Source organism: Bacteroides sp. ET489, from assembly GCF_030518095.1.
Classification (GTDB): Bacteria; Bacteroidota; Bacteroidia; order Bacteroidales; family Bacteroidaceae; genus Bacteroides; species Bacteroides ndongoniae.
Genome location: NZ_JAULLJ010000020.1, coordinates 46,757 through 69,497 on the forward strand (window position 1 = coordinate 46,757; position 22,741 = coordinate 69,497).

Below are 22,741 nucleotides of genomic sequence, written 5' to 3' on the forward strand. Positions count from 1 at the left end.
CTAAATTCCACGTAAGGTCGCAAAGTTAAACATTTCCGCGAAAATAACGAATAGAAATCTTTTGTTTCATGCGCTTTCCTGTTAAGCATAGGGGGTATAAAAACAAACTTTCACCACAGAAAGGCGCGACACAGCCACAGACCATCAGACCTGATCATCTGAAGCTAATAAAACGCTAAGCCTATCTGTAGTGAAAGATGATATCCCTCGTTTATTGGTTATTTATACGCTTCCTTCAATTCTTCGTACCACTTCTTCAACACAAAGAATGCTTTCTTCTTTTGTCCCTGATCCGAAACCACACCTTTGCGGTTGAAGTCATCCTGTATACCCGGCACCTGACGACGGGGCGAACGGAAATCTTTCAGAATCCAGGGGGTCGTACCTGCCAATCCGGGAACACGCTTCAGCATATTCACGTGGCGAATGTACAAATCCTCCTGATATTCTTCCGTAAAGCGTTCGTTCTTAGGTCCATGATGTCCATACAGAGCACCACCTCCCCATTCGCTGATAAAGACCGGTTTCTGCACGTCGAATGTCCAGTTCACCCGGTCGCATTTTTCGGCATTACCGTCGTACCATCCCACGTATTCATTAAAACTGATAATATCCAGCAACTTGCCTAACGGATCGTTCACCGTCAGTACGCCCGGTTCTACTTCCGACTTCTCCATTGCTGCACCAATCAGACGCACGTTGTCCAGACTACGCGCTTTCTCGGCCAATGAAGCAAGAAAAGCCTGACGCGGTTCACTGACCGGAGTTTCGTTGGCAATCGACCAAATAATGATATTGCAACGGTTCTTGTCTCGTCCGATCATGTCGCACAATTGCTGTTCCGCATTCCGGTACGTATCCTTATTCTCCCAATGAATAGTCCAATACACTGGAATCTCCGACCAAACCAGGAATCCCATACGCTCAGCTTCACGCACCATTGCTTCGTTATGCGGATAATGTGCTAAACGGACAAAATTACAGCCCAACTCTTTGGCCCATCCCAACAACGTACGGGCATGGTCTTTCGAATAAGCCCGACCGCTCGAATAAGCAGTTTCTTCATGAATACTGATTCCCCGGCAAAAGATTTCCTTACCATTGAGCAGAATCTTGGTACCTTCCGTACGGATAGTTCGGAAACCTATCTCATCGGTCACTTTATCAGACTGGGCAACCAAAGAAACAGTGTAGAGTTTCGGCTCCTCGGGTGTCCAAAGCACAGGCTTGGCTTTCACCTCAAACGAAGCATATCCGTTGGCATCAGTCTTTACTTCCTTCTTCAGTTTCAGTTCAGGTATGTCCAATAACACTTTCTGCGACTTGCTATCACCATCAAGCTGCACCCATCCTTCAATTGTATTGGTATCGTTCTTCTTCAACTGCACATAATAATCGCGAATGTAAGTCGATGGAACCTCAACCAGCGTAACCGGACGTGTAATGCCACCAAAGTTCCACCAATCCGCATTTACGGTAGGCACTCCTTCAGGACGACGTTTGTTGTCTACCTTAACCACAAGACTGTTAACTCCTTCTTTCAATAAATTGGTTATCTCGAAATTGAAAGCTGTAAAACCACCGACGTGACTGCCCAAGCGTTTACCGTTCAGCCAAACAATAGCTTCATAGTTGACGGCTCCAAAATTCAGGAACAGACGCTTGCCTGGCTGTAAATCGTAAGTGAAATGTTTCCGATACCACACCGTTCCTTCGTAATAATAAAGCTGTGGACGTTGCGTGTTCCAGTCGCCCGGCACAAAAAGAGTCTTGTTCGTTTCAAAATCATATTCCTGAAGCTTTGTCCGGTCCGAATAAGTTCTGTCCTGAGCATAACCATCATCGTATGGATTCAAACGATAGTCGTAATACCCATTCTCGAAAGGATCGACAATGGTTTTCCACTGCCCGTCAAGCGAGGTTACCTGTCGTGCATCAATATTCATGATTTGTGGAGCTAATTGCGCCCACGACAACAACGGGAGAAGTGCCCCCAAAATCAACAAACTGTTTCTTAGTTTCTGTTTCATGTTTTTAAATTTAAGATAATCCATTTATGTTTGTCATTACAATAGCCAAAGATAAGCACTTCCTGCGAACAAGGCAAATACTCAACAAAGACAATGTAAAACCATTATGTGAATATTATTCGTACATCACAACTTACGGTATCACATTATTTTCCACAGACAATTTTGAAACTTTTCTCTGCATCTACCGGACGGATAGTTCCGTCTTCATTATAATAAAGAGGTGCTACACATACAGAACGACGCCATTGGATAAAGTCACGTTCTGGGGATCCTTCCGGGATAAGTGATAATGCTCGCTCTGATGTATGATAAAACAAATACCACTGCCCTTTATATTCTACAATAGACGAATGATTGGTACCACTGCTTACCTCCTCTAATATCACTCCTTTATATTGGTAAGGTCCGTATACGGAATCGGCCACGGCATAAGCAATTTGCGGTCCCCTGCCCGGAATATTAGGACCTGTTGAGTACGACAGATAATACTTGCCTTTGTATTTATGCATCCAGATGCCTTCAAAGAAATAAGGCAACTGATTCACATTGTCCAATACCACAGGCTTGCCTTCATACGACATCATGTCCTCATTCAGACGTATGATGTTCAATGCATTCTGCCCAACCAACAGATAGGCTGTACCATCATCATCTATAAATACAGCCGGATCTATGAAATCACGTGGAGCCTTTATGCCCGGCGAATGACGTGTTACCAGCGGTTTGCCAATCACATCCTTGAACGGTCCGACAGGAGAATCACCTACCGCTACACCGATATAATCCTGATCTGTAGGAAAATAAAAATAATACTTTCCGTTTTTCTCTACACAATCGGGAGCCCAAGCATATTTCTTCGCCCAACTCGTTTGCTTCAGTGGTTCGAATACCAGACCTTCGTCCTTATAATGGCACATGTCTGTCGTAGAGTATACATAATAATCCTCCATATCCCACCAACGGGCTTCGTCACGGTCGTGACTGGGATAAATATAAAGTGTATCGTTGAACACACGTGCCGACGGATCGGCACTGTAGCGTATGTCAATAACTGGATTTATCACTTCACAAGACTCTTTCTCATAGTAACGTACATAGTCTATTTCCATTGTTTTCGGAAAAATAGATTCATCCACGCCCCAGTCATCTCCCCAAGTACCTCCAACCGCGATATTCATTATCAAATAGAACGGCTGGTCGAAAGGCCACGTTTTATATGAATCTTCCTTCTTGTGATATGAGAAGATGACCTGATCGTCAAACAAAATATCCAGTCGCTCCTCTTCCCACACCAATGAATACAGATGAAAATCAGTATCCAAAGTAGAAGAATGCCCATACCCGGACCCTATTTTATTTCCGTTCCTGTCAGAGTCAAACGTATGCACGGTCGAATAAGTCGTACTATGTTTTTCGTCGTCTCCCCATACATATTCCATTATATCTATCTCGCCTCCATTGGGCCATCCCCCATAAGGACTTTTGTCTGGAAGCAGCCATATAGCAGGCCATACGCCACGACCCGTCGGAATTTTGGCAGAAACATCAATACGTCCATATTTAAAAGTCTTTTTGCCACAAGAATGTACCTCTCCAGATGAGAACTTAAAATGATAATCCTCTTTACTTCCCCAGCCCCGAACACCTTTGTGCGGATCTTTATAAGCAGTAAGTATTAGCTTACCATCCTCCAATCGGGTACAATTCAGGTTCTCTTTCCGATAGTCTTGCCATTCGTTATTGATGACACCACCCGTATCACCTGTATTCCAATAGTTTGAATCAGGCAATCCCGCACCTTCAAATTCTTCTGCCCATGCCAGACGATAACCAGGGTAAGATACAGCTTCCTGCGCGAAAGCCCCCACTTGGAGTGACGAAGCTACAAGACATCCCATTATTAATGTTTTCAACTTTATGTTCATATACCTTCTCATTACATTGATGTTTTATTCAGTTCTGATTCATTTCTTTATTTCTCAATAACGATAGCCTATCAAATCTTTCAGCACTTTCTCTTTGAACCAGAAGCTATCTACTTTCCTTCAGCCGTCAAGCGTACAGTCAGCCCTTCCATACAATTAGGAGCCACACGCAACTCAAACTCTCCTGCTTCAACTTCCGGTTTAAGGTATTCGTTCAGAAAGGAAAGTGAAGAATAAGGCAGAGTAAAAGAGACTGTACAAGTTTCTCCAGCAGGGATATGCACACGACGGAAAGCTTTCAAGCGTTTTTCCGATTGGGTAATCCGGCAATACAGGTCTGTCAGATACACCTGTACAATCTCATCGCCATCCATCTGACCGGTATTGGTAACGTCTACCGTAAAGCGGATATCTTCTCCTTCTTTTATTGCCGTTTTTTCCAGTTTCAGATTCGTATAAGTATAGGTAGTATACGAAAGACCATAACCAAAAGGATAAAGGGGAACATAACGATCCTTCGGCAGAAAATCCTTCCCGTTATTATCGTACTCTACAATGCGCCCTTCACGACCGTAAGGACGATGGAGCAGACACATCGGTAAATCGCCCGTATTCCGTGGCCAGGTAAGAGAGAGTTTACCAGACGGATTGACCTCTCCTGCCAGTACTTCGGCCAACGCATTACCTCCTTCCTCACCGGCATAGAACATCATGACAATGGCATTGGCCTTGTCCATCCAGCGAGTCATTGTCACAGGACGGCCTTCGACCAGCACCACTACTATCGGCTTACCGGTTTTGGCAATTTCCTCGATAAATTCTTCCTGTACTCCCATCAAGTCAAGGTTATTACGGTCGCGAGTCTCGCCGCCAGTATGCCAGTTAGCCCCTCCCATCACCAAAATGCAAGCATCAGCCTCACGGGCGTTCTTGATTGCCTGTTCAAATCCATCTTTGCTGTTATCCGTCATTCCACAACCTTTCGCGAAAGTTATCTCCGCACGATTGCCCCAAATATTACGGATTCCCTGTAACGGACTAACACCGGAAACGCCTTTGGCCGAATAACCTCCCAACTGGACAACATCAGCATTAGGCCCCATCACAGCAATTTTGCGGGCACCCTTCAAAGGAAGAAGATTTTTCTCATTTTTCAGCAATACGATGCTTTGCCTGGCTGCTTCGCGTGCCAAGCTACGAAAATGAGGAGCATCACACAACTTTTCGGCCAAAGCCTCATCGACATACGGATGTTCGAACAAACCCATTTCGAACTTTACCCGAAGTATATGACGGACATTCTCATTAATATCTTCTTCGGATATTTTGCCTTGCCTGATCATCTCGTCCAATTTGACATAAGTATTCAATCGTGGCAACTCCACATCCATTCCAGCCTTTGCGCACAAAGCCGCAGCTTCGGCTTTGGTCGGAGCGATGTGAAGAGCACCGTGTGCATGATTGACAGCACTCCAATCCGACACTACATAACCGTCAAATCCCCACTCTTTCCGCAATACGTCGGTCAGCAACCAACGGTTGGCCGAACAGGGTATGCCGTCCAAAGAGTTATAAGCTGCCATCAACGACTTTACATGGGCCTCACGGACTGCTGCCTCGAAAGGTGGCATATGAATTTCGCGCAATTCACGTTCGCTCATTCCGGCATTACCGGAATCGCGCCCTCCATCGCCCACGAAATTGGCCAGAAAATGCTTGGGACTACATATCACACGGTTCTTCTGCACGCCTTTAATAAATTCCACTCCCATTCGTGAAGCCAGATAAGGATCTTCGCCATAACATTCATCCAGACGTCCGTGACGCGGATCGCGTGCCAAATCCAAAGTAGGCGACAGCACTTGGTGAATGCCTCGACTGTAAGTTTCTTGCCCGATAGCATCGGCTATGCGCCCCATCAGTTCCGTGTTCCAAGTGCACGACAAGGCAATAGACTGAGGATAAGAAGTGGCCCCAGTCGCCCGCAGCCCGTGAATAGCTTCGGCATCGATAATCACCGGAATGCCGAGGCGGGTTTCTTCCACTGCTATTCGCTGTATTTTGTTACCGGTTCTGACCGCCTGCCGGGCAGACATGTCTGTTGTAGGGCAGCTCAAGTGTCCTACTCCGTGCGTACCGAACTGTTTACGGACTTCGTCCATGGAATACTCACCGGTCGCATCAAAAATTTCGGCATTCTTTCCAAAATAAATGGCGGACATCTGATACAGTTTCTCTTCCAGCGTCATACGTCCGATTAAATCCTCTACCCGCTCTTCTACCGAAAGTTTCGGATTCTGATAAGGTAACTGTTTCTCCCAATCCTTTGCATAACTGGCCAAGGACATACTACCCAACAAACACAAAGCAAAAATCTTTTTCATTTTAATCATGGTATTCTATTTTTTCTAATTCTTATCTATCGTACAAACCTGTAAACAGACAAACACTTGTGTCCCATGCGTTGCACACTTGTTGCAGAGTTACTGCAAGCTTGTTGCAGAGCCGCTGCAAACCTGTATGCAGTGACACTGCAAGCCAGTTGCAGAACTGCTGCACACTTGTATGCAGTAAATTCATGACCAGTGTCCGACAACAATACAATGAAGTCAGCACCCAAACAAGTTCTGTCCTGCACACGTGGCATTCATCACCAATTCATCAAAGTTTCAGGCATTTTTCTGCTCCGGAGGTTTACAGTTTTACAACCGTAGGCTTTCCGCATAGCTCGCCCTGCGACATCGGACAAATATAAGTCTTACCATTCCAATTTACTCTGATTTCTTTCAGATTTTTATCCATACAAGCATCGGTCACACTAAGCAATGTACCTTCGGAAGTCTCTTCTATCAATACTACGCAAGGAGCAGAGACAGACAGCTGAAGATGTTTAGCTTTCAAACCCTCATCGGCACGATAGAAGACAGCTCCTGTCACTCTTCCGTCCGTTGAACGAACCGCTTGCAGCGTAGTATCGTTGCGCAATACCCGAAAAGGATAACGGTCGGCAGGCAAACCATCGCCACAGTACACTGCATAACCGTAAGTGTCGTCCGTAGGAGTAGTTCCGTGATCTATCCATAGACGCAACATATCAACCTCAGCAGGCAGATTCTTTCGTCCCCGGTTGGCAGGATTCATTTTCACCCAATCCGTCCGTTTGGTTTCACAGACATAGTGCATCCGTTTCTGATACTCCGGGAAAGCAGAATAGGCAAAACCACCCCGTTGTACAATCCAGTCAATACCTTTGCCATGATGAACAAAAACGTTGCCCGTACGCTCCGTCTGATCAAGTGTGGTACGAATATTCCCGTTTACCTCGGGTATAAGATTAGTAATGCCTGCTCCCAAAGCTACTACATAATCACCTAAAATGAAAGCCGCTTTATGCGCCTTCACTCCATAAATCACACGGTCGGCTCCGCCACGGCCTTTGTCATTCACTCCTTTCTTGTCAGAAGCATTCATCTTCTCGAATACAAAACCTGCCGCAGCGTTTTCGCCTCCCGAAGTAGCAGCACCGGCAAAATTGTATTTGCTGCAATAGCCACGCCAATTTTCAACAGGTTTCAGCTGTTCCATACCTTCACGGGCTGTTACTCCCGGAAATGCAGTCACATCGTACGCACCATACACGTTACGATATTCATTTCCTCGACGCTGAAACATCAGTGCACCATCGTTCGTGTAATAATTGAACGCATCGGCAAAGGTGTAAGCACTTTCCAAACCATCGCAGCGCACCGACGCCATATTGGCTATCACGTGGTAACGGTCGTTCTTTTTCACCAGATCATCGTTATTGAAAAACCAGCGCGTACCATTGTAGCGGCCATCACCATTCATATTTATATTCATCGAGGGTATTTCACTCCGTAAACGTTTCAGTTCCTCCTGTTCGTCAGGAGTGAACGATTCAATCCAGTTAGCCAGTACATTATCCAACAGACTGCTGTAAGGGATAGCAGCCGGAGCATCCATATACAACATCGAACTGCGATCTACGCAAGCCAGCTTATACCCTTTATAATAATAGAAATTAGCCCCTCGGAAATAGTTCATCAATGCTTCCACATTTCTTCTATCCAGCTGTTGTGCCCAAGGAGTGCCTTTCAGTAAAGTAAGTATCCCCAACGCTCCGCGAGTACCGTCGATGGGATATCCCCACACCAAGCATTGACGTCCGTGCCCCCAACCGGCACCATCGGCCGTAAAGCCTTCGTTCCAAAAAGAATCGTCGTAAGTAGTCTGTGAAGTAGGCGTAATCCCCTTACGGCACACTTCCGCCAGCACATCGATCATAGGAATAGAACGGTACATAAAAGCCGTTTGCAACAGTGCCCGATATCCCACACCGTTACCTCCTACCCACCACACATGTTTGCGAAATCGTTCTTCCGACACCACATTCAGGTCGGTCTCATCCTTGCGATAGGGCTGCGTCCAAGCCTGTAAAGCTATCATCTTCAGCATATCACATGCCTTTTTCAGCAAGAAGTCATCCGTTTTGCCCTTCTCCACGGCATCCATTTGAGGCAAATGGCAAAAATAAATATTGACGGCAGCCTCGGGCAAGGCAAAACACGAAGCATGAAAACGATACCACTCGTTACCGCGCGAAATCTCCAGTTCGCCATAATGCACAATGGCCTTCTGGCAACGCCTCCAAAGCTCACCATCTTTCTGCCAATCCAGTTCGCCTCGCCGGAAAGCTTCGGAGATAGCCCACAACCGATAGTACCCTTCCGTAATCGAACCTCCACTGTTGGCCGAATTTCCACCAACCACTTTCCCCGCATCCTTGTCATGCAAATCGGCAAACGTACCATCTGCCTGCAAAGTCTCCAGATAAGGGCGATAGTCCTTGGAATAATTATTCAGATTCAAATAAGTATGTTTGGCATAAAATTGCCTGAAATTCTCAATGGCCTGTCCTTTGGCGGCATCCTGCACCTGACGGGCTTCCTGATAATAACGCAAATAACAACGTTCAGCCATCTGTGCTTCACGGTTCTGTGCAGCAACTTCCCCTAAACAAAAACAGTTTAAAGCAAAAAACAAACCTATTCCGATATTCAATACATTATTTTTCATATATCACAAACGTTTTATCACAGAAAAAGGAAGAGGTCATCCCTTCACCCCAAGAGCTGAATGCCGAAATGTCCTCTCCGGTTTGGTTATCCTTTCAACAAAGCAGTATTACCTTTTCTTCAGCTAACCAGTCATTTCCTAATCAAAGGATACATATTTTGTCAATGATGCAAATGTAGTTCACATTCCTACAAACCAGAATACTGAATTGTGCAAAAGAAGAGAATGTAAGTTCATACCCTGCTTAAAAACATACTCTGTACGATTCAACCTCTTTTGTGTACGATTCAGCCTCACGCTTCAAATAGCCTAACTGCTCTTCCAAACAGATAACCGCTAAAGAATACAGTCATAAATAGCCATCTGCAAATTGGACAACTCGTCCAAAAAATGAGCAAGAATCGTACAACAAGGCTAAAAAATACACTATTCTATTGCTCAATAATACTTCTCAATCTATTTTTGCATCAGACAAACAGTAAGAAAAAAACAGGAAAAGTACCATGAAAATAAACTTATTATTGCTCTATCTGCTGCTGGCCACTCTTCAAACATACAGTACTCCTATATTTTTTCGCCACCTCACCGTAGCCGATGGACTATCCCACAACTCAGGCATGACATTTTACCAGGACGAACGTGGTTTTATCTGGATTGGTACGCGTAACGGACTAAACCTTTATAACGGACAAAATATACAGATATTCAGATATAATAAAAAACAACCTGAAAGTTTACACAGCAATCTGATTCATCAAATAACTGGTGACGGCAAAGGAAACGTCTACATCCGTTGCAACAAAGGACTCGTACGTTATAATATTCCTTCCAATCGCTTTAGCCGCTTGACCAATCATCCTGTAGAATCAATCTATTTTAACCAAGACCTTTATTATTGCCAGGGAGATCAAATTTACCGATGGAAAGAAAAAGGGGAAAAAGAGGAGGTTTTCCATTTAACAGGACGTGCAGCCGGACAAAACATCTTATGTCTGTTACAAAAAGCAGACTCTCTATTGGCAGGCACAAGCAATGGACTCTATTTGCTGAAAGGAGGAAAAACGATTTGTCTGATAGAGAACATACGCCCCAGTGATTTATTCTGCGACTCCCACGGATGGATATGGATAACCAGCTATGACGGGAAAGGATTATATTGCCTGAAAAATGGGAAAATAGAACATTTTTTCCATTCTAATTCCGATCCGGAAAGCCTCAGTCATAACCAGACACACCGTTGTTGTGAAGACCATAACGGTAATATCTGGATTTCAACATTCCACGGACTAGACAAATACAACCGAGAAACAGGTAAATTCACAGCTTACTACGCAGCAGAAGCCAATGGACTAACAGAATCGTCTGTCTGGGGATTAATGTGCGACCGTCAAGGAATCATCTGGGCCGGCACCTATTACGGAGGTGTTAACTACTTCACTCCAACTTCGCAATATTATCAGAAGTATTATGCAGTGCCTAACGACAAGAACGGATTAAGCTCACCCATTATAGGAGAAATGACCACCGATATCAGAGGAGACTTATGGCTTTGCACAGAAGGTGGTGGAATATGCCGTTACATACAGAAAGAAAACAGATTTCAACAATACCAACATAATGAGTCGTCCAACAGCCTGTCGCATAACCATGCAAAATGCTTATACTACGATGCCGACAGTGACTTATTGTGGATCGGTACCCATTTAGGAGGATTAAACCGAATGGACATTTCAACCGGACAGTTTAAACATTACCACCACAACCCGCAAGATACAACCACCATCCCATCGGACATCATTATGAGCATAACTCCCTATCAGAACAGACTTCTTTTGGGAGGCCAAGGCCAACTGGCTCTGTTCGATCCCAGTACGGGAAAATCTGTACCTTTCTTCTCTTCTACAGAAGAACAAGCCATTACCAATTATACATACGCCCTCCATGTTGACAGTCAAAACAATTTGTGGATCATAAGCGGTGCAGGCCAAAGGCTCTGTAAATATGATATCCGACGCCGTACACTGAAAGAATACAAGCACGACCCAAATACTCCCAACAGCATCAGCGGTAACCTGTTCAACGCCATTTACGAAGACAGCCATCATAGAATATGGATTTGTTCCAACGGAAATGGACTGGATCTGTATCATCCCGAAACCGACCGTTTCGAAAACTTTGATACCGACAAAAACGGATTGGGTAGTAATGTCGTTTATGAAATGCGCGAATTGTCCGATGGCAAAATGATTGTAACGACCGATCAAGGGTTCTCCGTCCTAAACGAAACTTCAAAAACATTCACTAACTATGAACGTGGGCGTGACTTCCCCCTGAACTCAGTCAACGAACATTCTCTATATTATTCTACGACCACCAAAGAAATCTTTATCGGCGGCTTGGACGGTATGGTCTCTTTCCAGGAAGAGATCCTTCACAAAAAGCCTCATACCTACTCCATTTTCCCTTACAAGCTGACTGTTAACGGTGCCGTTGTTTCGGTGCAGGACGGAACCGGAATTCTGAAACAAGATATTTCAATGGCCGATCAGATTACTCTTCATGCCGGTCAGGATGTCTTTACCTTAGAATACACAACCACTAATTTTCTACCAGTCAAACGAGACCGGTTATCCTACCAACTGGATGGTTATTCTAAGAAGTGGATTCCACTCAACGAAGAAAATCTCATTACATACACCAACTTGCCGTCTGGTAATTACACACTAAAAGTCAAGGCAACAGACGAAAACGGAGAGACTTTGTCTGCCCATCAACTCCATATCCGGATAATTCCTCCCCTGTATCGAAGCGGATGGGCTTATGCAATCTACCTGGCAGCAGCTTTACTGATTGTGCTCTACTTGCAGAAAATGCACAACACACGCATCCGCTTGTCCGAACAGATTATTTACGAAAAGAAACATGCCGAAGACATAGAACAGCTGAATCAGTCTAAACTAAGTTTCTTCACCAACATCTCACACGAATTCAGGACTCCTTTAAGCATTATCTTAGGGCAAATGGAGATATTACTGGCCCGGCAACAGGCCGGCAGTTCTTTGCACATAGCATTGAAGAGGGTTTATCAAAACTGCCAGCAGCTGAACAGTCTGATTACCGAATTGCTCGATTTCAGGAAATTGGAACAAGGTTTTATGACGATTCATGCCCGACAACAGGATATTGTCGGCTTCCTCCACTCACAATACCGTTACTTCGAAGATTATGCGTTTCAAAAAAACATTGATTTCCGCTTCGAAAAAAGCCATCAACATATCCTCCTCTGGTTCGACGACAAGCAAATGCAGAAAGTTATAAACAACTTATTATCCAATGCATTCAAATATGTATCGCCTAAAGGTCGAATTGTATTGTCGGTACGGAAAGCCGACGAAGAAGTACTTATTGAAGTAACCAACACCGGCAATGGCATCAAGCCGGAAGACATCAACCGTATATTCGACCGTTTCTATCAGGCAGACTATACCCATTCGTCTACCGGAACCGGTATCGGACTGAATCTGACTAAAGGTATTGTAGAACTACACCACGGACGCATCGAGGCCTACAGCAATCCTGGCGACGAAACCACCTTCCGCGTACATTTACTAACAGGATATTCACATTTCAAGCCGGAAGAAATAGAACCTGTTTCCCCAGCAAATGCAGAAGAGTTAGAAAGCAAAGAAGTTCCTGATAATGAAGAGAATTTAGCTGAGCCATTGCCCCTAACCGACGATCATAAAGACGCAGAAACAACTGTGACTTCTCCCGCAAGCAAATGCAAGATGCTCATAGTAGAAGACCAACAGACACTACGGAATATGTTGGTAGAGCTTTTCACACCTTTCTACCACATACAGACGGCTGTCAACGGCAAGGAAGGATGGGAAAAAGTGCAGGCAGAATTACCCGACATTGTACTGAGCGACGTAGTAATGCCTGAAATGGAAGGTACAGAGTTATGCCGCCTTATCAAAGAGACCAAAGCAACCTGCCACATCCCCGTCATCATTCTTACAGCTTGCATCGAGCAAGAGCAGATATTAAAAGGATGGCAAACCGGTGCGGACGATTACATTGTGAAGCCATTCGATATCCAGTTACTAATTTCACGATGCAACAACCTGATAAAAAACCGGATGAGAGTAAAAGAACAATTAACCGATCCTTCCTCCACCATAACGCATATTCCCCAGCAATTGGCCAACGACATTCAGTCTCAAGACTTCATCAACAAAGCGACAGAAGCAATACGCAGACATTTGGAAAATTCAGATCTCTCTGTCCAACTTCTGGCTCAAGAATTAGGTATATCCCGTACACTGCTGTTCACCAAGTGCAAAAAGGCAACCGGACAGACTCCGTTAGAATTCATTCTAGACATTCGCATACAGGAAGCAGCCAGACTATTGGATACCCATCCGGAATACAACGTCAACGAAATCGGGGATCGTACCGGTTTTACTTCTCCGAAACTCTTCCGGCAACATTTCAAAGAAAGATTCCAGATGACGCCAACAGAGTACAGAAGACGGAAACGCCCGTAGAAACATGTGGGACCTTATAAAATCCACCCCAAAATTACTGTTTCATCCGTTTTTTGCGTAAGTTTGCATCCTAATAAGCGAAAGACGAAACATGAGCGAATCAAAATCTATCATCATCAAGGGTGCACGGGTCAACAACCTGAAAAACATTGATGTCGAAATACCGCGCAACAAGCTGGTTGTCATTACCGGACTGTCCGGTTCGGGAAAATCGTCGCTGGCATTCGACACACTGTATGCCGAAGGCCAACGCCGCTACGTGGAGAGCCTCAGCAGCTATGCACGCCAGTTTCTGGGGAGAATGAGTAAACCCGAATGCGACTTTATAAAAGGAATACCGCCCGCCATCGCCATCGAACAGAAAGTAAGCAGCCGTAACCCGCGTTCTACCGTGGGCACATCGACTGAAATATACGAATACCTGCGCCTGCTCTATGCACGGGTGGGCAAAACCTTCAGCCCCATCAGCGGGCAGGAGGTGAAGAAACACTCTACCGAGGACATCGTGAACTGCATGACCGAATACCCCGAAGGAACCCGGTTCACCGTACTGGCTCCTTTGTTGCTGCGCGAAGACCGCACACTGGCCCAGCAGCTGGAGGTGGACATGCAACAAGGATTCAATCGGCTGGAGGTAAACGGTCAGATGGTACGCATCGACGAATACCAGCCCCGTGAAGGCGACACCATCTTCCTGCTGGTCGACCGTATGACTGTCTCGACCGAGAAGGACAGCATCAGCCGCCTGATTGATTCGGCCGAAACTGCCATGTACGAGGGCGACGGTGCCTGCTTGCTGCGTTTCTATCAGGCGGACGGCGGAACCAGCCTCTACCGCTTCAGTACAAAGTTCGAAGCGGACGGCATTACCTTCGAAGAGCCCAACGACCAGATGTTTTCGTTCAACTCGCCCATCGGTGCCTGTCCCGAGTGTGAAGGATTCGGACGGGTGATCGGCATCGACGAACACCTGGTAGTTCCCAACCGCTCCCTTTCGGTATACGACGGTGCTGTAGTGTGCTGGCGTGGCGAAAAGATGGGCGAGTGGAAAGACATGGTGATCAGAGGAGCCGAAAAAGCAGGATTCCCCATCTTCACTCCCTACTATCAGCTGACCGACAAACAACGCCGCATGCTGTGGGAAGGAACGCCCTACTTCGAAGGCATCAACGCTTTCTTCAAGATGTTGCAGGAAAACCAATACAAGATACAATACCGCGTCATGCTGGCCCGTTATCGCGGAAAAACCCTCTGTCCCAAATGCCACGGCACACGGTTGAAACCCGAAGCCGGCTACGTGAAAGTGGGCGGACGAAGCATTTCCGAACTGGTAGACCTGCCTGTCACCGAACTGAAAGTCTTCTTCGATAACCTGAAACTAAGCAAGCACGATGCTGACGTAGCCCGACGCATCCTGACCGAGATAAACAGCCGGCTGCAGTTCCTGCTCGACGTAGGACTGGGCTATCTGACCCTGAACCGACTCAGCAATTCACTCTCGGGCGGTGAAAGCCAACGCATCAACCTGGCCACATCGTTGGGAAGCAGCCTGGTAGGAAGTCTGTACATTCTGGACGAACCCAGCATCGGACTGCATAGCCGCGATACCGACAAACTGATACACGTACTGCGGCAGCTGCAACAACTGGGCAACACCGTTGTCGTAGTAGAACATGACGAGGAAATCATCCGCGCAGCCGACTACATCATCGATATCGGTCCTAAAGCCGGACGACTGGGCGGACAAGTAGTTTACCAGGGGGACATGAAGGACTTGCAGAAGGGCAGCGAAAGCTACACCGTACGCTACCTGCTGGGCGAAGAAACCATCCCTGTACCGACCCACCACCGGCCTTGGAACAACTACATCGAAATAAAAGGTGCGCGCGAGAACAACCTGAAAGGTGTGGATGTACACTTCCCTCTAAACGTGATGACAGTAGTCACCGGTGTCAGCGGATCGGGAAAAAGTACACTGGTACGCGACATCTTCTACCGTGCCCTGAAGCGCGAACTGGACGAGTGCACCGAACGCCCCGGTGAGTTTGTATCGATAGGAGGCGACCTGAAGAGTCTGCGCAACGTAGAGTTTGTCGACCAGAACCCCATCGGAAAATCATCGCGAAGCAATCCGGTGACTTACATCAAGGCTTACGACGAGATACGAAAACTCTGGGCCGAACAGCCACTGGCCAAACAAATGGGATACACCGCCGGCTATTTCAGCTTCAACAGCGAAGGCGGACGGTGCGAGGAATGCAAGGGCGAAGGTACCATCACCGTCGAAATGCAGTTCATGGCCGACCTGGTGCTGGAGTGTGAATCGTGCCACGGCAAACGCTTCAAGGCAGACACGCTGGAAGTGAAGTTCCACGACATGAGCATCTACGACGTACTGGAGATGACTGTCAACCAGGCTGTCGAATTCTTCACACAGCACGGACAGAAAAAGATTGTAAAGAAGCTGCAACCGTTGCAGGAAGTCGGTTTGGGCTACATCAAGCTGGGACAGTCCTCGTCCACCCTGTCGGGAGGCGAAAACCAGCGCGTCAAACTGGCTTACTACCTGAGTCTGGAAAAGGCCGACCCTACCCTCTTCATCTTCGACGAGCCTACCACCGGCCTGCATTTCCACGACATCCGGAAATTGCTCGAAGCTTTCGACTCGCTGATCAAGCGGGGACACAGCATTGTCATCATCGAGCATAACCTCGACGTTGTCAAGTGTGCCGACTACGTCATCGACCTCGGTCCCGAAGGTGGCGACAAAGGTGGTTATATCGTAGCCACAGGCACTCCGGAAGAAGTAGCTCAATGCGCAGCCAGCTATACCGGACAGTTCCTGCAAGAAAAACTACAGGCATAAAAACAGCACCATCCGCACCCGACGAGGAGAGCATCTCCTTATAGGGTGCGGATGGTAATATCAAAGAAACATAAGCCAACTTTACTTTTTCACATAACGCCCTATGATCTTATTCGTTTCTCACAAGTATGAGAACAACATTCTCACGCTTATGAGAAAACTATTCTCATACTTATGAGAATACCCTTCTCATGCTTTGAGAAAAAATAAGAAACAATAAGGAAAAAAACAGGAAGCAGAAGAAAATTTTATGCTCAGCTCTTCGCATAAAAAAAAGTGTGAACAGCGCATCTTCTTGCCCTGTTCACACCTTTATTATATCCTCCTGTTTGCCCAAGCGGCACACAGAAAAGCAGTTCTATCAGAAATACAATCCGAACCCGACTTTTACTCCGAACTTAGAGCGGTCGCCATTCACATTCCAGTAAGCGGCAGGCTCGATGGTCACCGTACGCGAAAGGAAGAATGCGTATCCGGCCTCCATCCCGAATGAGAACTTGGTGTCATCCAGATTTCCCCAGTCGTAACGATCCACATTAACATTAGCACCCAGGAACACACCAACCTTACTGAAATAATAACGGCCACCCACACCCAACGAATAGATGTCGGCTCCATTCTCATTCCACTTGGCGGCACCGTTCACCAGCAAAGCCACGTTATCAATCAAAAAAGCACCTCCCTTAACTTCCAGTCCGAAAGAAGTCTTATCCGTACCGGTATCGTGCGACAGTTCCAATCCTGTCAGCGAAGGATTAACAACCCATTTTCCTTTCTCGAACTGTGCCCGGGCGGCTACCGAAGCGACCAACAGGCAAACAAGCAACATCAGTTTTTTCATATTATTTCAATTTTAATCCGTAAATATTCAGTTTCTACGCTCTTCATCCCGCCGCTTCTGCTGCAGCTGTTCTTTCTTACGGAGCACCAGCCAGAGCAACAGCACTATGACGTACGAAGCCACTACCGTAATATACTTCTCCGCCTGCTCAATTTCCGAATTACGGGGCAGGAAATAAGCAGCCGTTGCCGAAACATAGATCAGCAAAGCAATGGTCAGTCCGGTCGATTTTCTGATTTTCTTCATCAACAAAGTCTTTTAGTAGTCTTGAAATACCATATTCTGAACCACACTGCAGCAACCACCGCAGCCAGTACAGCTATGATCGCCGCTTTATCCACCGACAAACCAATACCTTCGGGAGCTACACAAATGTACGTAGTACAAACAGCTGTCATAAACAAAGCCGGCAAATAAGTGACATAGAAATAGTATCCTTTCCGTTCACGTGCCAGATAAACCGTTATAGCCCACAAAGTAAATACCGACAACGCCTGATTGGCCCATGCGAAATAACGCCATATCATATCAAAACCAGCCGCATCGCGCATGCTGTACAGCAACAAGGCAATAGCCACCAGGAACATCGGAATACATATATACAAACGTTTCCGCATGGATTTTTGTTCTATACCCAAGAAATCGGCTACAATCAGACGAGCCGAACGGAAAGCCGTATCACCACTGGTGATAGGAGCGGCAATTACTCCCAAAACAGCCAGCACACCGCCAACCGTACCTAACCAGTTTTTGGTGATATCATCGACAATGACAGCTGCATTCGTTTCTGCCATACCGTTTTCATGGAAAAAGTAAGTAGCTGCGGCAGCCCATATCAATCCGACGATTCCTTCGGTAATCATAGCACCGTAGAAAATAGGCCGACCGTGACGCTCGCTGGTCATACACCGTGCCATCAGCGGACTCTGAGTTGCATGAAAACCACTGATAGCGCCACAGGCGATACTGACAAACATGATAGGGAAGATAGGCAAGGTATCGGCATTCGGATGAGTATTCTCAACACCGTCCCAAAGCTCGGGCAGTGCAGGATGATTGACATACAGCATCACCAGAATACCTACTGCCATGAACAGCAATGCGATGGCAAACAACGGATAGATCTTACCGATAATCTTATCCACCGGCAACAGTGTAGCCAAAATATAATAAAGGAACACCACGATAATCCAGAAAGTCACATCCAGCGCATCCGGGGTGAGCTTAGCCAACAGTCCTGCAGGACCAGCCACAAAAACAGCACCGACCAGAATCATCAGAATCACCGTGAAACCACGCATAATCTGCTTGGTTGTCAGTCCCAGATAGCGTCCGACTATTTCAGGAAGGCTTTCTCCGCCATGTCGCAAAGACAGCATACCCGCCAGATAGTCGTGAACAGCACCGGCAAATATACTACCCAACACAATCCACAAATAAGAAGCCATACCGAATTTGGCTCCCATAATAGCACCAAAGATAGGTCCTAGACCTGCTATGTTCAGAAATTGAATCATAAAGATTTTCCAACGAGGAAGCGGCATATAGTCTACTCCGTCGGCTTTCGTCAAAGCCGGAGTCTGACGGTCGTCCGGACCAAAAATCCGTTCTACAAAACGACCGTAAATGAAATAGCCTGCAATAAGAGCAAGCAAACAAAGTGTAAAAGTAATCATTGTGTGTTTCTTTTTATCATGTTAGAGTGCACAAATGTAACAGTATTTTAAATAATGGCACAACTTTATTCGCATTTTTGCTATCTTTGGCACAAAAAAGAAAGAACGATTTAAATGAAACGACTCATTTTTCTTCTGATATCCCTAATCTGTCTGGGAAGTATGCAAAAACTTACAGCCCAGCCCAAACAAGAAGTCAGAGCAGCATGGGTTACCGCCGTCTACGGATTGGACTGGCCCCGGACACGTGCCACCTCACCCCAAAAGATACAACAACAGAAAAATGAACTGATAGAAATACTGGACAAGCTACGGGATGCACATTTCAACACCGTACTGTTTCAGACCCGTACGCGGGGCGATGTGCTGTACCAATCGGCCATCGAGCCATACAATTCCATTCTGACCGGACAGGTCGGAAAAGATCCCGGTTACGACCCGCTGGCCTTTGCCATCGAAGAATGCCACAAACGTGGTATGGAGTGCCATGCCTGGATGGTAACCATCCCTTTGGGAAACCGGAAACACGTTGCCGCCTTGGGCAAAGCCTCGGTTACCAAGAAAAGACCTGCCATCTGCGTGCCTTACAAACGGGAATACTTTCTGAATCCCGGTAATCCGCAAACCAAAGAATACCTGATGAGCCTGGTGCGCGAAGTGGTAGAACGATACGACGTAGACGGCGTGCACTTCGACTATCTGCGTTATCCGGAAAACGCCCCCAACTTCCCCGACAAGTACGACTTCCGCAAATACGGCAAGGGACGCACACTGGACCAATGGAGAAGAGACAACATCACAGAAATCGTGCGCTATATATATAAAGGTGTAAAACAACTGAAGCCTTGGGTCAAGGTGAGCACCTGTCCGGTCGGAAAGTACCGCGACACCTCGCGTTATTCCTCGCGCGGATGGAACGCCTTCCACACCGTCTATCAGGACGTGCAAGGCTGGCTGGGAGAAGGCATTCAGGATCAGGTGTATCCCATGATGTATTTCCGCGGCAACGGATTCTATCCCTTCGCCCTCGACTGGAAAGAACAATCCAACGGACGGCAAGTCATCCCCGGCTTGGGCATTTACTTCCTAGATCCCAGTGAAGGAAACTGGACTGTGGACGAAGTGGAGCGACAGATCCACTTTGTGCGTACCCACAAGCTGGACGGAGAAGGACATTACCGGGTAAAATACCTGATGGACAACACACAGGAACTGTACGACATCCTGACTGAAAAGTATTACACAGCTCCTGCCCTGCAACCACCCATGACATGGATAGACAGCATACCGCCTACCGCACCCACCGCACTGAAAGTGGAAAAGCTGAAAGAAGGCTACTGGAAACTAAGCTGGAAACCTGGCACCGACAATGATTCTCGTAATGCACCCACCTACGTGGTTTATGCATCCGACACCTACCCTGTCGACACCAGCCGTCCCGAGAACATTGTGGCACAACGCATACAGGGCACAGAATTCATCTATGCCCCTATACTGCCTTGGACCGTGAAACGCTACTTTGCCGTCACCGCATTAGACCGCTGTGGTAACGAAAGCACAACGGCAGCCGAGTCTTACAGTTCTACCCGATGAACCTCGTCTACTCCGTCGATACTGCTAATGGATGCTATCACCTTTTGCAGCTCGCTGAACGAATGAACCGAAAAGTTGATAGTACAATCGGCAATCTCGTCAACAGTCTCCGTATTCAGACTAGAGATGGAAAGCTTCATGCCGTTAGTAATGCAATCCACCAGATCGATCAGTAAATGATAGCGGTCGACAGCACGTACATTGATACGCACGGGATAGAACACATCCTTATCTTCTGGAAAATCGACTGAGACAATGGAATCGCCGTCCTGCGACGCTTGGCGGATAGCCAAAGCACAATCGCGCTTATGGATGGTTATCGTACCATCCAACTCTCTGAAACCTATCACTTCATTGCCCGGCAACGGATGGCAGCATAGGCAACGGTTCTTGGGAATAGACTTTATCTGCCCCAAATAAGAACGCAAGAAACTCTTGGCCTTATACGTCTGCACACAGTCGAGCCAGTCGGGACGAGGAGCAAAGTCCGGATTAACTCCGACTTCCACACAGTCACCATGATGAAGTTCAGTCTTGACCGAGCACAGTTTACCATTCACCTTGGCATACTGAGCATGCGCCCCGATCGAATTGTGCAGTTCGAAAGCAAAGTCGAGCACCGTAGCCCGTTGTGGCAGATTGATAGGTTTACCCTGTGGAGTGAAAACTGTAATATCCTCGTTGTAAAGCGAACTTACCACACTGTCCATGAACCAGCCTTCGGCAGTCTGGCTGGCCGCATCCTTCAGCAAGGCACGGAACTTGGCAATCCAGTTGTCCCACGCCCCTTCCATCCGTTCAACGGCACACCCCAGCTTGGAGTTGAGTACCATACGTTCGGAAGAGATATGGATTTCTTCCCAAATGCCATGCTCGCTAAGCAGACGGATATGGAAACTCTGATAACCATTCTCCTTGGGAGAGTCGATAAAGTTGACGATACTGCCCGGTTTTTCCTTGAAACGGTCGGTCAGGATGGAATAGATATGCAGACAGATGCGCTTTTCATCTTCTTCACGTTCGGCCGGATAAATCAACCGGACTACATGACGGTAATCCAGATGCTTGAAGTCACGCCCGGTAGACTGTATCTTCCGCCAGATGCTGTAAGGCATACGATAGCGCACTTCCGTACGCGCCTGAATGCCTTTGCGGCGCAACAACTCCAGCATTTCGCCGGTAAAGGCATCCAGACGCTGACGGTCTTCAGCCTTATCGGCTTCGATGGCTCGTTCCAGTTCCTGATACTCCAACGGACAACGGTAGCGTAAACTTAGATTCTCCAGTTCGCGACGAATACCGTACAACCCCAGACGGTTGGCCAGCGGAGCATAGAAGTAATCGGTTTCGCCCGCTATCTTCATCTGCTTTTCAGGACGCATACTGTCCAGCGTACGCATGTTATGCAAGCGGTCGGCCAGTTTGATAAGGATGGCACGGATGTCGTAATGCAGCGAGTCGAGCATTTGCTTGAAGTTTTCCACCTGCTTGGAAGTTTCATACTGCATTTTTTTCTGTTTCGTCACGACTCTGACCAAGTAGGCGACATCGGGACCAAAACGTGCCTTTATATCATCGAGTGTAAACGACGTATCTTCGGCCACGTCGTGCAGAAACGCAGCAATCACCGGATTAGGCCCCAGTTGCAATTCTTCGGCCACAATCCGTGCCACTGCTACCGGATGTATAATATAGGGTGCACCACTTTTACGTTTCTGTCCGGCATGAGCCTCTCGGGCAAACTCGAACGCTTCCCTAATGCGTATACGATCTTCGGCCGACACGTTACGCCGGTCCATTACGGACAAAATGCTTTCCAACTGTCCGTTGATTAATTTATCATAGTCTTCCATGGATAATGTTTTTCAGTAGTCAGGAAAATTCCGGCTGCATTATGCAAAAATAATAAAAAGGAAGAATATATAAAACGATAAGGACATTTTTTGAACATTACAGATAGCAAAACTGTTACTCAGCAACTTTGACGTAAGCCCGATAACGGCTTTCCGAACCGACCGGCACCAATGGTAAATAACCCGACAAAAGTTTACCGTCGTGTATCACAGCCTGCGACTCCCGCTTTTCAGCCTCGTGCGCACGGTGCAGACTGGCAGGATCGGAGAAATATTCCACGCGAAAACATCCGTTAGCAGAGGGTAA

Annotated in this window: 11 protein-coding genes and 1 pseudogene; 3 read left to right on the forward strand and 9 right to left on the reverse strand. The window is 46.8% G+C overall.

All coding sequences use genetic code 11. The features are described from left to right. Positions 1-218 precede the first annotated feature (218 nt). From Q3C19_RS11685 to Q3C19_RS11700, 4 genes are all read right to left on the reverse strand, one after another. Positions 219-2,030 (reverse strand): glycoside hydrolase family 2 protein, encoded by a 1,812-nt coding sequence (locus Q3C19_RS11685; RefSeq protein WP_302729484.1) that lies wholly within the window; start codon positions 2,028-2,030, stop codon positions 219-221. A 146-nt stretch (positions 2,031-2,176) separates the two neighbouring features. Further along, positions 2,177-3,958, reverse strand: a complete 1,782-nt coding sequence (locus Q3C19_RS11690) for a family 43 glycosylhydrolase (RefSeq protein ID WP_302729485.1) — start codon at positions 3,956-3,958, stop codon at positions 2,177-2,179. Positions 3,959-4,068: 110 nt separating this feature from the next. Further along, positions 4,069-6,342, reverse strand: coding sequence for a glycoside hydrolase family 3 N-terminal domain-containing protein (locus tag Q3C19_RS11695; RefSeq protein ID WP_302729486.1), 2,274 nt, complete (start codon positions 6,340-6,342; stop codon positions 4,069-4,071). Between the two features lie 310 nt (positions 6,343-6,652). Then, positions 6,653-9,055, reverse strand: coding sequence for a polysaccharide lyase family 8 super-sandwich domain-containing protein (locus tag Q3C19_RS11700; RefSeq protein ID WP_302729487.1), 2,403 nt, complete (start codon positions 9,053-9,055; stop codon positions 6,653-6,655). A gap of 503 nt (positions 9,056-9,558) precedes the next feature. On the opposite strand from Q3C19_RS11700, the gene Q3C19_RS11705 reads away from it, so the two are divergent. Together Q3C19_RS11705 and uvrA are read left to right on the forward strand one after the other, a co-directional pair. Then, a complete protein-coding gene (locus Q3C19_RS11705) occupies positions 9,559-13,605 on the forward strand; it encodes an ATP-binding protein (protein WP_302729488.1) in 4,047 nt (1,348 codons plus the stop codon). Positions 13,606-13,696: 91 nt separating this feature from the next. Further along, complete coding sequence (uvrA, locus tag Q3C19_RS11710; protein ID WP_302729489.1) at positions 13,697-16,471, forward strand: excinuclease ABC subunit UvrA; 2,775 nt, start codon at positions 13,697-13,699, stop codon at positions 16,469-16,471. 361 nt (positions 16,472-16,832) lie between these two features. Here the strand turns inward: uvrA and Q3C19_RS11715 are convergent, their stop codons facing one another. The 3 genes from Q3C19_RS11715 to Q3C19_RS11725 are packed head-to-tail and all read right to left on the reverse strand — an operon-like array spanning position 16,833 to position 18,988. Further along, complete coding sequence (locus tag Q3C19_RS11715; RefSeq protein WP_022161784.1) at positions 16,833-17,312, reverse strand: hypothetical protein; 480 nt, start codon at positions 17,310-17,312, stop codon at positions 16,833-16,835. Positions 17,313-17,339: 27 nt separating this feature from the next. Next, on the reverse strand, positions 17,340-17,558 hold the full coding sequence (locus Q3C19_RS11720; protein WP_302729490.1) for a hypothetical protein: 219 nt from the start codon (positions 17,556-17,558) through the stop codon (positions 17,340-17,342). Further along, on the reverse strand, positions 17,558-18,988 hold the full coding sequence (locus Q3C19_RS11725; RefSeq protein WP_302729491.1) for a carbon starvation protein A: 1,431 nt from the start codon (positions 18,986-18,988) through the stop codon (positions 17,558-17,560). The genes Q3C19_RS11720 and Q3C19_RS11725 overlap by 1 nt, the downstream gene beginning before the upstream one ends. A 114-nt stretch (positions 18,989-19,102) precedes the next feature. Here Q3C19_RS11725 and Q3C19_RS11730 point away from each other — a divergent pair, with 114 nt between their 5' ends. Then, positions 19,103-20,581 carry a glycoside hydrolase family 10 protein gene (locus Q3C19_RS11730; RefSeq protein ID WP_287641542.1) on the forward strand — a complete coding sequence of 493 codons (1,479 nt, stop codon included), beginning with the start codon at positions 19,103-19,105 and terminating at the stop codon, positions 20,579-20,581. On the opposite strand, the gene Q3C19_RS11735 is transcribed toward Q3C19_RS11730, so the two are convergent. Further along, entirely contained in the window at positions 20,563-22,434 is a 1,872-nt protein-coding gene (locus Q3C19_RS11735; RefSeq protein WP_071149007.1) for a bifunctional (p)ppGpp synthetase/guanosine-3',5'-bis(diphosphate) 3'-pyrophosphohydrolase, read from the reverse strand. The genes Q3C19_RS11730 and Q3C19_RS11735 overlap by 19 nt on opposite strands. Positions 22,435-22,549: 115 nt before the next feature. Next, positions 22,550-22,741 (reverse strand): annotated as a pseudogene (locus tag Q3C19_RS11740) (hypothetical protein); the annotation flags it as partial.